At 46.2% G+C, this 13327-nt stretch carries 12 protein-coding genes; all 12 read right to left on the bottom strand.

What is annotated here, in order from left to right; genetic code table 11:
* Window positions 1-556: 556 nt before the first annotated feature.
* On the bottom strand, window positions 557-1711 hold the full coding sequence (locus ACWYVB_RS22280; RefSeq protein ID WP_006743025.1) for a flagellin: 1155 nt from the start codon (window positions 1709-1711) through the stop codon (window positions 557-559).
* Between the two features lie 423 nt (window positions 1712-2134).
* Window positions 2135-3328, bottom strand: a complete 1194-nt coding sequence (gene flgL / locus ACWYVB_RS22275) for a flagellar hook-associated protein FlgL (RefSeq protein ID WP_005393113.1) — start codon at window positions 3326-3328, stop codon at window positions 2135-2137.
* Window positions 3329-3341: 13 nt separating this feature from the next.
* Window positions 3342-5282, bottom strand: coding sequence for a flagellar hook-associated protein FlgK (gene flgK, locus ACWYVB_RS22270; protein ID WP_012842055.1), 1941 nt, complete (start codon window positions 5280-5282; stop codon window positions 3342-3344).
* 159 nt (window positions 5283-5441) lie between these two features.
* Window positions 5442-6368: a flagellar assembly peptidoglycan hydrolase FlgJ gene (gene flgJ, locus ACWYVB_RS22265; protein ID WP_150918262.1), complete on the bottom strand. Its 927-nt coding sequence runs from the start codon at window positions 6366-6368 to the stop codon at window positions 5442-5444.
* A gap of 16 nt (window positions 6369-6384) precedes the next feature.
* Complete coding sequence (locus ACWYVB_RS22260; protein ID WP_048626115.1) at window positions 6385-7476, bottom strand: flagellar basal body P-ring protein FlgI; 1092 nt, start codon at window positions 7474-7476, stop codon at window positions 6385-6387.
* Between the two features lie 43 nt (window positions 7477-7519).
* Entirely contained in the window at window positions 7520-8299 is a 780-nt protein-coding gene (gene flgH, locus ACWYVB_RS22255; protein WP_006743029.1) for a flagellar basal body L-ring protein FlgH, read from the bottom strand.
* Between the two features lie 30 nt (window positions 8300-8329).
* The gene (flgG, locus tag ACWYVB_RS22250) at window positions 8330-9118 is read right to left on the bottom strand and encodes a flagellar basal-body rod protein FlgG (RefSeq protein WP_005382032.1); all 789 of its coding nucleotides are present in this window, start codon (window positions 9116-9118) and stop codon (window positions 8330-8332) included.
* An 18-nt stretch (window positions 9119-9136) separates the two neighbouring features.
* Window positions 9137-9886: a flagellar basal-body rod protein FlgF gene (flgF, locus tag ACWYVB_RS22245; protein WP_005382031.1), complete on the bottom strand. Its 750-nt coding sequence runs from the start codon at window positions 9884-9886 to the stop codon at window positions 9137-9139.
* Between the two features lie 289 nt (window positions 9887-10175).
* On the bottom strand, window positions 10176-11489 hold the full coding sequence (flgE, locus tag ACWYVB_RS22240) for a flagellar hook protein FlgE (protein ID WP_005393123.1): 1314 nt from the start codon (window positions 11487-11489) through the stop codon (window positions 10176-10178).
* A 30-nt stretch (window positions 11490-11519) separates the two neighbouring features.
* On the bottom strand, window positions 11520-12230 hold the full coding sequence (gene flgD, locus ACWYVB_RS22235) for a flagellar hook assembly protein FlgD (protein WP_005393125.1): 711 nt from the start codon (window positions 12228-12230) through the stop codon (window positions 11520-11522).
* A gap of 17 nt (window positions 12231-12247) precedes the next feature.
* The gene (gene flgC, locus ACWYVB_RS22230; protein WP_005393132.1) at window positions 12248-12661 is read right to left on the bottom strand and encodes a flagellar basal body rod protein FlgC; all 414 of its coding nucleotides are present in this window, start codon (window positions 12659-12661) and stop codon (window positions 12248-12250) included.
* 5 nt (window positions 12662-12666) lie between these two features.
* Complete coding sequence (gene flgB, locus ACWYVB_RS22225) at window positions 12667-13062, bottom strand: flagellar basal body rod protein FlgB (RefSeq protein ID WP_005382026.1); 396 nt, start codon at window positions 13060-13062, stop codon at window positions 12667-12669.
* Window positions 13063-13327: the final 265 nt, after the last annotated feature.

Below are 13327 nucleotides of genomic sequence, written 5' to 3'. Positions count from 1 at the left end.
TAACGCTGAGCGGTCATCGCTGATACGTTAGTGTTTACATTCACTGCCATGGTGATTTCTCCAATTGATTTTCCGGTGTAGCGGTTTCCGACGTCTCGGAAAACCAAGTAGTTCTCTCAAAGTTACCTCTATTAACGACACCAAATTCAGAAGCTTTAGAAAAAAATTTAAAAAAATAACATTGCGAGATTTGGCTAAAAAAATTGAAGAAAAGTAAGAAAAAGTGCTCAAGTTTCCACAAATCGAGCCGAGAGGGCCAAATTGTATAGAAAATCAGCAAAAGGAAACAATTGAAGGTAAGTTCGCAGACGATAGACGTGAGAATTAGAAAAGAAAAAGCCCCTTTTCCTTTGAGAGAACTGGGGCTAGGTTGGTCGCCAGAGCATATGTGGAGATCAAGAGAAATGAACACATTTCCGGCATACCGAGTGCAACTTTACATTGAAAATGATTGGCAGGTGAGAGATGAGAGAGCCGCTCATTCTATTATAAAGTTGCTTGCCAAAAGCCTGCATTCCCATCCACGTCTGAATGTATTGAGTACAGGCTAAGTAAACTACTGCAATAGTGACATTGCAGAGTTTGGCAACTGTTTCGCTTGAGCAAGAATTGATGTACCTGCTTGTTGCAAAATTTGTGCTTTGGTCATTTGCGTGGTTTCTTTCGCAAAGTCCGTGTCTTTAATTCGGCTGTTTGACGCGTCAACGTTTTCTTGGATGTTTGCCAAGTTGTTGATGCTGTGACTCAGACGGTTTTGCTTCGCACCCAAGTCCGCACGTTGTGAATCCACGTATTTCAGTGCCGAATCCAGCACAGAGATAGCGTTTTGAGAACCTTGTACGGTTGTCATATCAATATCTTGTACTGATGTTCTAAGAGGTTCATCGCTCAAACCAAGCTCAGACGCCAATCCACCCGAAATTGAAATCTCACCCTGAACGTTTGGATGTGCAACAAAAACTTGTAACTTGCCATCTTCACTTACAGACGCGTTGATCATATCAGACTGACCATTAATGTACGTAGCAAGCTCTTCGATGTCGTCACCTGCTTTTGCATTAATGTTGATTTCTAGATCATCGACATTGCCGTCTTCGTCTTCACCCATGCCTGGCAAAGTGATTTTTAGGTCCGATTTAGCAGGGTCAACGCCCCAATCTTTATCTTTACCATTTTCCGATAAGAAGGTCACACCGCCCATGCGAGTATCGTCCGCACGAATGCTGGTTAGCCCCATGATCATTGCTTCACCTGAGCTCGCACCAATCTGGAATGCCGCTTCACCGAATGAGCCGTTCAATAGACGACGGCCACCGAATGACGTGGTTTCTGCGATACGGTTTAGCTCGTCAATCAATGCCATTGACTCTTCGTTGATCGCCTGACGCTCAGCCGGAGAGTTAGTACCGTTCGATGATTGAATAGCAAGGTCACGCATACGTTGCATGACAGATGTTGCCTCATTCATCGCACCTTCAGCGGTTTGTGCAATCGAGATACCATCGTTCGCGTTACGCATTGCGACATCTAGACCACGAGACTGTGCAGTTAAGCGGTTAGAGATCTGTAGACCTGCCGCATCATCTTTTGCACTGTTAATCTTATGTCCTGAAGATAAGCGCTCCATCGACGTGTTTAATTCGTCAGTCGCTTTGTTTAGGTAACGCTGCGCGGTCATCGCGGAGACGTTAGTACTAACTGTTACAGCCATTTTGCTCTCCTTTTGAGTTCGCAAGCTTTTGCGAAGCGGCCAGCTTTACTCTCATTTGGATAAGCACTGACCGTAAAAATTACTTGCTAAATCTGCCTTAAACGCAGGGTTTAGAATCTCTAAATCTGTTCTGATATTTTCAATACAATTTGTGTGCCAACTTATAAAATTTATTTCACCGCTTTTAAAAGAAGCACATAAACAATAAGTTAGCGTTATCACTAAACCATTTCCGGATAATGAGGCTCATCTTGCTTCATGGATATTGACCGCTACTTTGTTGCCGCCCGACTTGCCTTTCGCGTCATTGCCGCTTTGGGTAAAATCGTGCCGCATAGCCTGACTCTTAATTTACGTCGATTTATCGCACTTAAGGCTTTGCACATAAGGCATCAAAAATCAGACAGTGTGTCTTAAGTCAGACTAAATATAGTTAAACAGAGTTAGATCTTTTGTCTTACCGAATGCTTGTTGCGATGCCTGTAACGCTCGCGAGTTTTCACTGAACTCGATAACGGCTTTAGAATAATCCAAATCCTCAAAGTTGCTCTTCGCTTTCGCCAGAGACAAATTAAAGTCTTCGTGGTTTTGCTCTTGGATATCGAGCGTGCTCAATCGAGCGCCAGCATCAGTACGCGCTTTATTCAAATGGATAAAAGCAGCGTGAAATTCTTCTGTCATTTGGTGCAATTTGGCGGTCGCCGACGTATCCGACACCGATTTATCTGACCACGCCATTGCATCCTTGAAGGTATCGAAAATGCTGAACTCTGCCCGCTTTTCGATCTCGATGCTGTCGCCAGGCGTAATTTGACCTTTTACGTGCACTTTCAGGCCTTTGTACTCAATGCCTTTTTCTGGAGAAAACTCATCGGCATCCACGACTTTGCCGTTACGCTCTAGTTGGTAACCAAATTTGCCGTTGTTCATATCGACAAATGTCACGCGATACGCCGCATCATCCTTCGTATCAACGTTAGTGGCTCTGTTTAATAGCAACTCAGAACCGTTTTGTAGATCGTAATTCGGCTGATAATCGCCAAATGGGTTTGGTATCTCCATAAACAGCTTGCTGCCAGGATCGTTCATTGGCATCTCAAGCATGCTGGAGACTTTCATTTTGCGCTGGTAATCGTCTCCAGCGTACTGAACACTACCGTCTTTATCGCGATAGAATGGTTGGCTTTTTGGCTTAGTGCCAGCAAACACGTAGTTACCAGATTCATCTTGCGAGTTCACTAAGTTAAGGAAGTTGTTCGCAATCTCTTCTAGCTCACGCTTCTTTGCTTGTCGGTCTTCCGCAGAAAACGCACCGTTAATCATCTCCATCGTTAAGCGCTTCGACTCGTCGGCAAAGTTCTCTGCATTGGCAATATTAACTTCGTGGTTTTCTAGACGATTACGCACCAACACTATCGAGCTAAGATATTGTTGTAGCTGTTCTTGTTGCTGACTAATATTTTGAATGTAATGCGACGCAAGGGGATCGTCGCTAGGTTTCAGTAACTTTTTCCCTGAAGCAAGTTGCTCTTGGTTATGGTGAACCTTATTTTCTTGACGACGCAAATCATTTTGTACGGACTGATAGTTATGGAAACTAGAAATTCGGGTTAGCACTTATCTCTTCTCCTTACCTCAGTTGTAAAATGGTATTGAAGGTGTCATTCGCCGCTTGCATCACACGTGATGAAGCCATGTACGCTTGTTGAAACTTCATCATGTTGGCCGCTTCTTCATCGAGGTTAACGCCAGAGATAGAAGCAACGCGCTCTTGTGCCGCCTCATGCTCTAAGCGAGCGACAGAAGCTAATCGGTTTGCTGTAGAAGATTTCAATCCGACTTCGGTATTGAGGTTGTGATAAACATCAATCAAAGTACTGGATTTTCCATCCATCATCTTGTCTGTTTGGATCTTCTGCATTTTTCTCAAGTTGCCGTTACCACCTTCAGAAGGCACCAAGTTTGCGGTGAATTTATCATTCATCAGCGCGCCTTCGCTCAGCTCAAATACAGTCGCATCGCCATTTTTATACAGCGGATGACTTTTCGGCACTGAGATTTCAATCATCGGGTTATCTTTGTCTAGCGGGTATGAGTATTTGTCCGATAGCAAATTGCCTTTGTTGTCCGTGATCTTTAACCATGGCTTATCATGTTTCTCGTCGGCTGGTTGTACGGTGACCTCAAACTCTTTAACATCCCCCGCCTCACGAATTTTGAACTTGGCGTTACCTTGAGCAAAAGTGGTTGAAGCTTCATAACTTTGCGCGGCAATGGCTTTTGCATCATTGGTTTCCATCTTGATGATGGCTGCGCCACTTCGTGTTGGGCGCAATAATACGCGCTCACCAGCGGCAAGACCTTCACCGATTTGCACTTTCATACCATCCAGAACAAACGAAGAATCTGATTGATCAATGTTCAACGACATTTGCTCACCTTTCGGTGTTGTCACGCTATACTGGTCGCCATCATAACGTAGCGAATATTCACCACCTTTGATCGCTGAAATATCATCAATGTAAACCGCAACATCAGCTTGAGAGTCAGGCGCAGCAAAAACTCGAGATTTTGCCACCAGCTCAGAGTTCACGTCGGTAAATACGTCTTTACCTATCTTACCGTTAAGATCCAGACCTTGAGATTGCAGCTGATTAATTTTGTAGGAGAAACCCGTCGCTAAACGGCCCATTTCATCTTGCAGTTGTGGAATGTGTTTGTCGCGCATTTCAAGCAAGGCACCGATTTTGCCATCCATGTCGTCAGACTTGATCGCTTTAATGCCATCCCCTTCCACCATTGCTAATCGTCTTTGGTGAACATCAGGATAGCCGTCAATCATTTTGAGCTGGCTTGCTTCCGTGCCAGAAACTAGCGTGTGTCCATTGCCGATGTGAACATTAAATCCTTCCGCATTTTTGCGTGGGGTTACGGTTACTTTGGTGTACTCAGATAGCTCAGTAACCAGCTTTTCATGCTGGTCCATCAAATCATTGTGTGGACCGGGTGTGCGCATCATTAACCGATGCACATCGCGGATTTCCAAGGCAAGTTGGTTCACGCGTTCAATGCCCATATCCAATTTTTTATTGGTCACGTCAGATTGCAACCGCACAGTTTCATGGAAGTCATTTAATGTATCAGAGAAGATTTTCGCCTTTTCCAATACCACTTTCCGTGCCCCCAAATCGTTCGGGGTATCTGCCATGGTTTTGACCGCATCGAACCACTCGTTCAAGTTCTCTGGAATTTTCTTAGATGCAACTGAGCTCAACATGCTAGAGAGCATATCAAGATTGTCTTGGGTATCCGTTTTGTTGGCATTGTTGGTTGACGACAAGTTCAGTTCATTCACGGCAAACTGATCCCACGAGCGGCGAACATTTTCCACATGCACACCCATGCCGTAGGTAGAACCACCAAACATGCGCGGATCATTCGTACCTTGGATAACAGACTGGCGGCTATAACCCTCTGTATTAACATTAGAAATGTTATGACCAGTGGTGTTTAATTGTCTCTGAGCAGTAAGCACACTTTGAGTACCTACATTCAGAAGATCTGACGCCATACATGCCCCCAAAAACGAAATAAAATCGGCAAAACCGAACACCTAGACACATCAAAGCAAAAGGTGTGCCAAATAAAATAGAGGTATGAATGTTCAGAAAAAGTAAAGGCTTGCACTGTGGCAAGCCTTCGAAAACAACATGAACTAACGAAGAGTAAATTACATACTTTCGATTTTCTGCTTCACCTGCAGGACTTTGTCTGCGTAATTCGGATCGGTCGCGTAACCCGCGCTGTGGATGCCGCGAATGAAGGACTCTGAATTCCCTCGCTGTTGCAATGCCGTCTCGTAACGTGGGTTGTCATTTAAAAAGCGCACAAAGTCATTAAAGCTGTCTTCGTAATTTGAGTAGGCGCGAAACGCTGCCGTCTCTTTCACTGGCGTATTATCGTGGAACTCTAGCGTTTGAGTCGTCACTTTGTCACCCTGCCAGCTTCGATCTGCTTTGATGTTAAATAAGTTGTTGCTGCTGCCACGCGCGTTCTTCACGACCTTTTGTCCCCACCCGGTTTCCAAAGCCGCTTGCGCAAGTAGCAGAGATGGCTCGACACCTAGGGCTTTCGCAGCTTTCTCCGCATATGGCTTCATCGAGCTAACAAAAGATTCTGGCGAATCGAATCGAGTTGGTTCATTGCTTGGTCGAGATAGCTGACCAGATTCAATCAAGCGCTGTTCAATCTCACGCGCTTTTTTCGGGTCAACACGACGATATTCCACGGCATTATTTGCCGCATCACGCATTGCCGTTTCACTCTTGTCGTTACCTTGCCCAGCCGTTAATTGCTTAACAATCATATCGGCCAAGCCCATTGAACCAGACGAACTGAGCTCACTCGCCATCTGCTCATCCAGCATTTGTCGATAGAACTTCTCGTTCTGGCTGTTCATCATGTTGGACTCAAAGCCCTCATTGGCTTCTCGCATGGATTTCAACATCATGGAGGTGAAAATAGATTCGAACTGACGAGCCGCTGCACGCAGTGCTTCTTGCTCGCCATCTTTACCTTCCTTCACTGCTTTTTGACGCAAGGTATCCAGCGAACTGATGTCATGAATAAAACCAATGTCGTTAGGATTGTTCATTATACCTACCTCCTAACCATTAAATGATGATCAACTGGCCTTCAATGGCACCAGCTTGTTTCAATGCTTGCAAGATAGCCATCAAATCCGACGGCGCTGCGCCGACTTGATTCACTGCACGGACCAAATCATCCAACGTTAAGCCTGGCTCAAACTTAAACATCTTGCCCTGCTCTTCGCTAACTTCGATATCCGAGTCTGGCACGACAACGGTTTGCCCACCAGAAAAGCCGTTAGGTTGGCTAACATTCAGGTTTTCTTTGATCGCAACCGTCATGCCACCATGCGTTACCGCAGCAGGTTTGAGACGAACATGTTTACCAACTACGATGGTACCCGTGCGAGAGTTAACGATGATTTTGGCTGCGCCATCTGCTGGGTCGAACTCTAGGTTTTCAATTGCCGATAAGAACGCCACACGCTGGCTGACATCACGAGGGGCACGTACACGTACCGACGTCGCGTCTACCGCGCTCGCCATTTGTGGGCCAAGGAAGTTGTTTACCGCATCCGCCATACGTTGAGCCGTTGTGAAGTCTGACTCAAGCAAGTTGAACGTGATGTAATCGCCACGACCAAATGGGTTTGGAATTTCGCGCTCTACTGTCGCACCACTAGAGATAAGACCAACGGTTGGATTGTTACCTACGATTTTTGAACCGTCAGCGCCTTCAGCACTGAAGCCGCTCACTACTAAGTTACCTTGAGCAACCGCGTAAACTTGACCGTCTAAGCCTTTCAAGAAGGTTTGTAGTAGCGTACCACCACGCAAACTTTTGGCACTTCCGATGGAAGAGACTGTCACGTCTACTTGCTGACCCGGTTTAGAGAAAGGCGGCAACTCTGCCGTAACCATGACTGCAGCAACGTTTTTTATTTTCGGCTTTGTTCCCGGCGGCATCTGAATGCCGAAGTTTTGCAGCATGGCGGCGAAACTTTGCTCCGTAAACGGGTTCGCTTCGCCTGTGCCAGGTAAGCCTGAAACCAAACCATAACCCACGAGTTGGTTGCTTCGTACACCTGCCACTTGCGCGACGTCTTTGATACGTGCAGCTTGGGCAGCGCTAGAAAACAGAGCAACGCTCATCAGTATTAAAAGGAGTTTTTTCATGCTTACTTATCTCTTGCAGTCAAATTGCCGTCAGCACGGCGTGTTATAGCGCTACATTAAAGAATCGTGCCAAGAAACCCGGCTCTTGCATATCTTGTTGTACACCGGTGCCAGAATACTGAATTCTTGCGTTAGAAACGCGGTTTGATGCAATAGTATTGTCGAAACTAATGTCATCCGGACGAATAGTGCCGCTTAAACGTATGTACTCATCACCCGTATTAAGCGTCATCCATTTTTCTCCACGGATAACGAGGTTGCCATTTGCCAAAACTTCAATCACCTCAACAGTAATGTAACCACTGATGCTGTTACTCTGCTTAGCAGAAGAGTCACCCGCAAATGAGTTTGAGTTATTTAAGTCATAAGAGAAATTGTATTTGCCACCAATTTGCAGCTCTTCTCCGCCCACTTGAAGCGGGTCCATTTGCGCTTCATTGGTTTTCGATAAATCGGCATTGGCGCTTTTCGTGGCGCTGGTAGTCTCATCCAGTGTCACGGTAATAATGTCGCCAATACCACGTGGCTTGGAATCGTCGTAAAGATCGGTAATGTGCTCGGCGCTAAACAGTGAACCTGTTGCAGCAGCATAATGCTCAGGTTTCTTTTTCGGATGAATAGGAGCCCATGCAGGATCACCCGCAACCGGATCGCTTCTGCCACGCAGTGTATCCACGATACCGCTGCTCTCTTCTTTCGATTTATCGCCTTCTACCGCGTCAACCACCGTCGTTGCTTGTGTCACTTCATCCGTTTCAATCGGCTCTAACATGGCACAACCCGACATCGTGGCAATCAAAGCAAGTAGACAAATACGTTTCATCGTGAGCTCCTCAATTCTTGCTCTTAACCGTTATAACTGCTGGTTAACGAAGCTCATCATCTTATCGACTGACGAGATCACTTTTGAGTTCATTTCGTAAACGCGCTGGGCTTCGATCATGTTGACCAACTCTTCCGTTACATTCACGTTAGACGCTTCCAGCATGGATTGACGGATTTCACCCAAACCGTCCAAACCAGGAACACCTTCTTGTGGATCGCCACTGGCACCCGTTGGTAAGTAAAGGTTCTGGCCAATTGGCTCTAGGCCTCCTGGGTTAACAAAGTCTGTAATGGTTAGCTGACCAACGACTTGGTTGTCTTGCTGACCACGGACGCGAACCGATACTTCACCATCCGTACCGACAGTGATAGAAATCGCATCTTCTGGAATCACAATTTCAGGTTCTACAGGGTAGCCAGAGCCCGACGTGACTAACGTGCCTTCACCATTTAACGTGAACTGACCGTTACGGGTGTAACCGATGTTGCCATCCGGCAACGTCACTTGGAAGAAGCCGTCGCCTTCAACCATCATGTCCAGTGCGTTGGTCGTTGTCTGCGCATTACCATGCGTGTGCACTTTTTGCGTCGCAACCACTTTAGAACCCGCACCTAGCATCAAGCCACTCGGAAGCTCAGTGTTCTGAGATGATTGGCCGCCAGGCTGGTTGATGTTCTGATAGAACAAATCTTCGAATACCGCACGGCTCTTTTTGTAGCCGACAGTAGAGGCGTTCGCCAAGTTGTTCGAAATCGTGGCAATGTTGGTTTGCTGGGCGTCTAGACCTGTTTTACTTACCCATAGTGCTGGATGCATAGTGAACCTCTAACTCAGTTAACTCATACGAAGCAGTGAATCTGAAGATTTATCCATTTCTTCAGCTGTGCTCATCATCTTGACTTGCATTTCAAACTGACGTTGTAAGTCAATCAATGCGGTCATTTCACCTACGGCATTCACGTTACTGCCTTCAATCGCTCCTGTCTGGAGGCTAACAGTAGCGTCTGCTTCGTAAGGTTGGTTTGGAGTTTTATGGCGAAATAAGCCATTGGTGTCTTTAAATAAGCTTTGATCATTAGGCTTAACAAGCTTGATGCGATCAACCGCTTGGAATTCTTCCGCCGGGGCACCTTGAGGAAGCACAGAGATGGTGCCATCCCGACCGATTTCAATTTTAGAGAGAGGGATAGGCAAAGTAATCGGCGCATCGTTTTCACCCAGCACCAAATGGCCACTTGCGTTAGTAAGCATGCCATTTTGATCGACTTTTAGGTTACCGTTACGGGTCAACCCTTCTTTACCCGTGTGATCGAGTACCGATATCCAGCCGCTGCCTTCAATCGTCACATCCAGATCACGCCCTGTTGTAATCACGCTACCTTGAGCAAAGTTATGCCCTGGACGCTCTGTCATGCTGAACACACGTGAAGGATGGCCTTCACCATAAGCCTGCATTGAGCGAGCCTGCGCTAAATCCGCACGAAACCCTGTCGTGCTTACGTTAGCCAAGTTATTAGCACGCAATTGTAGTGCCTGCATATTTTGCTTGGCCCCACTCATTGCGAGAAACAGTGCGCGATCCATAAATTACTCCAAAAACTTCTCTGTACACGGAGTAAAAGCAATAGTTATGCCAACATGAAATATGCTTATTTATCAAATATTTAAATAAGAAACAAAAGATTAAGAGGGGTTTCAGTGGCAGAAAACTGCAACAAGGGGCAAGGTTTTGATCCACATGGCGGCAACGGCGGCAAATCAGAGATCAAAGCATGCTTAACCTGAACTGAGGTATTTTCAGGCTAAGCATCAGATGAATGTCATGATGTTATCAAGCCAAGCGGCGAAAGCTCGCCTAACTTGATGATGCAGATTATCGGATCTGCAGGATATTTTGTTGTAGCTGGTTGTGCACTTCTAGCGAACGTGAGTTTGCTTGGAAGTTACGCTGAGCAGAAATCAGGTCCACCAGCTCCTGCGTCATATCAATGTTTGACTGTTCCAGCATACCGTTGTTGATGGTGCCAAAAGAGCCTTTGTTAGATTCACCCCAAATCTTGTCACCAGAGAACTGAGTTGAATCCCATTGCGTACCGCCCTTCTTATCCAGACCTTGCTCGTTTGGAACACGTACTAGCGCTACACGACCCAATGTGACGTTTTCACCGTTTGAGTAAGTCCCCATTACGCTGCCGTTTTCATCGAAGTCAACTTTGGTTAGGAAACCCGTTGTTGCACCGTCTTCATCGAACTTAGTCAGTTCGAACGGAGCAGCAAACTGTGTTGCCGAGCCTAAACCGAAGTTAAGCGTCTGCGCAGGATCGGCACCATTCATATCGACTGGTGTCGTGTTCGTCGCCGGATCGCCTAATGCCACAGACGTAATTGGCTGACCATTGTTCAAGCTCGCCAACGTACCATCGTTGTTGAACTTCATGGTATGACCCACATGGCCTGTTGGCGTTTGTGCATCACCTGCCGCAACATTTAAAGGCTTTTCGCCTTCTTTATCTGTCACGGTGTAGTAAGTGTTCCAAGTGTTTGGCTGAGTCTGATCTTTCAAGTAGTAGGTCGTTAGCTTGTAAGACTGACCCATCGAGTCATAAATAGTCGAAGAAGTTGAACGGTTGTATGTATCTGGGTCTGAAAAATCAAACTGAGTTGGATCTTTCAAATCGCCGTTTGCTGGCAAGTTCACGCCCACTTCAATGTTTGCTGTTTGCTTTGGCTTACCAAATTCAGCAGGAATATTGATAGGTTGTGGCTCGTATGAAGAAACCTCACCAGAGCTTGGATCCACTTGGTAACCTAATAAGAACTCATCGTTCGCGGTCACCATGTAGTTTTCTTTATTTAAATGGAATGCACCATTACGTGTCAGTTCATTCTGTTGTGGAGTCAGACGCTCCTTCGCCACGGCGAAGAAACCTGTACCCGAAACACGCAAATCCATTGGGTTGTTGGTGTAAATGCTTGAGCCTTCATGGAACTGCTGCGCCACTTGGCTTGCTTGCGCACCACCACCCGGCGTGGTTTTTGCGTTAGTAAATAAAGAGTTAGAGTAGACATCAGCAAACTCAGCACGGGACTCTTTAAAGCCGTACGTGTTGGCGTTCGCAATGTTGTTACTGGTGGTGTTCAAATCCAGTTGGGCGGCGGACAAACCGCTTAAAGATACATATGACATTCCAAAATCTCCTAATCTAACGAGCTATGACTACGCTTTGCCGACTTCCAAAACTTCTGCAAGTCGAACTGGCGATTCAAAACCAGCCAGATTGAGTAATACGTTTCCGTCACCTTTGCCGAGCAATACGCTATTTACGTTGGCATACGTCGATACTGGGAACTCTTGCGACTCCCCTTCAACCAAGCCAGACGCTTTCACTTTGTATTTGCCAGCAGGCAGCGGATTTCCGCTTTCATCTTTACCGTCCCAAAGCACACGCGTGTCGCCGGCTGGTTTCGCTCCTACCTCAAAAGTACGAACCAGTTGGCCAGCTTCATCCTCTACACGAACAAACAGGTTATCGATAGATTGTGAAAGCTTAACCATTGCCGCCATTGGCGCGTCGTCCTGCTTCACACCTGCCGCTCCTGGGACCAATACATCACGTCCTACCAAAGAGGAAGCTTGTAACGCTTGGTTTGATGTCATTGACGAGTTCAAACTCTCAAACTGAGTGTTCATCTTGCCAATGCCATCAACGGTCGCAAATGAAGCCATTTGCGCAATCATCTGGTCATTACTTACCGGCTTAAAAGGGTCCTGTTGAGACAATTGCTTCGTGAGCAATGATAAGAAGTCTTCCTGCTTTAGGTCCTGCTTACCCGTGCTCTCTTCCGTCTTCTTGTTACTCTCTTGTAGACTTTTAAGCTGGTCGATATAGGACAAGCCGCTTTGACCAACGTTGTTAATTCCGGCCATACGCTACCTCCTTATCCTTATTGACCCATCTGCAGCGTACGCAGCAGCATTTGTTTACTAGAATCCGCTACTTGCACATTGGTTTGGTATGCGCGAGAAGCTGAAATCATGTTCGCCATTTCTTCCATTACATTGACGTTCGGCTTGTAGATGTAGCCTTCTTCGTTTGCAAGGGGATGGTCTGGGTTGTACTCCGCACTCAGCGGTTTATCGCTTTCTACAATGCCCATCACTTTCACTGGCACCGTATCACCGCCACGCATGGCGTTACTTAACTCAGCACCAAACACAGCATGGCGCGCTTTATAAGTGTCTTTCGCAGAGCTGCTGACACTGTCGGCGTTCGCCAAGTTGCTTGAGGTAGTGTTCAGACGAACGGATTCAGCGCTCATTGCGGAACCTGTCACATTGAAAACGTTAAATAAGCTCATCTAAATTATTCCCCTTTGATTGCTTTGGTTAAGTTCTTGAATTTGCTGCCTAGAAAGTCGAGTGATGCTTGGTGTCTGATTTGGTTTTGCATAAACAAGTTACGCTCTAAATCCAAATCTACCGTATTGCCATCACCCGTATCAGGTTGCGTAGGAAGACGATATAGCTTGTCCCCGACCAACGTTGTAGTGGCAGGAATATGCCGACCATCCGTACGACTAAGACCAATGCTTGCCCCAGATGTTGCCGCTTGCAATTCCTTCGCAAAGTCTAAACCTCTTGCTTTGTAACCAGGCGTGTTGGCTTGTGCAATGTTGGTGGAAATCACCTCAGCATTGCGCTCACGTACGCCCACCGTGTGCTGGTGGATGCCTAGTGCATTGTCAAAAGATATAGCCATGTTTGCCTCTACAATTAAGAACTGACCGTGATTAATAACCAAAAAGCAACTATCATGCCAAAAATATAAAGCGCTCTATCTACTTAATAGCTATCACCCATTGGAATAGCAATAAGTGAGCCAAAGTGACTGGAATGTCATGTCGTTTCACTTTGTTCACTTAATAAAGATACACCGTGATGAGGGAACAAAGCAAAATCGCGCTTCAATTTAGCAAGTGAAAACGTGGAAACACTCGAAGGCAGGAAACCAGCAAACAAAAAAA

The sequence above is a fragment of the Vibrio sp. JZG10 genome, assembly GCF_054064075.1.
Note: the sequence above shows the minus strand (reverse complement) of the source record. Positions and strands in the feature narration are given on the sequence as shown.

Bases quoted from the DNA above. Each gene is read 5' to 3' on its own strand.
- ACWYVB_RS22280 (WP_006743025.1), bottom strand. From the start codon at position 1,711: ATGGCTGTAACAGTTAGTACTAACGTCTCCGCGATGACCGCGCAGCGT.
- flgK (WP_012842055.1), bottom strand. From the start codon at position 5,282: ATGGCGTCAGATCTTCTGAATGTAGGTACTCAAAGTGTGCTTACTGCT.
- ACWYVB_RS22260 (WP_048626115.1), bottom strand. From the start codon at position 7,476: ATGAAAAAACTCCTTTTAATACTGATGAGCGTTGCTCTGTTTTCTAGC.
- flgH (WP_006743029.1), bottom strand. From the start codon at position 8,299: ATGAAACGTATTTGTCTACTTGCTTTGATTGCCACGATGTCGGGTTGT.
- flgG (WP_005382032.1), bottom strand. From the start codon at position 9,118: ATGCATCCAGCACTATGGGTAAGTAAAACAGGTCTAGACGCCCAGCAA.
- flgF (WP_005382031.1), bottom strand. From the start codon at position 9,886: ATGGATCGCGCACTGTTTCTCGCAATGAGTGGGGCCAAGCAAAATATG.
- flgE (WP_005393123.1), bottom strand. From the start codon at position 11,489: ATGTCATATGTATCTTTAAGCGGTTTGTCCGCCGCCCAACTGGATTTG.
- flgD (WP_005393125.1), bottom strand. From the start codon at position 12,230: ATGGCCGGAATTAACAACGTTGGTCAAAGCGGCTTGTCCTATATCGAC.
- flgC (WP_005393132.1), bottom strand. From the start codon at position 12,661: ATGAGCTTATTTAACGTTTTCAATGTGACAGGTTCCGCAATGAGCGCT.
- flgB (WP_005382026.1), bottom strand. From the start codon at position 13,062: ATGGCTATATCTTTTGACAATGCACTAGGCATCCACCAGCACACGGTG.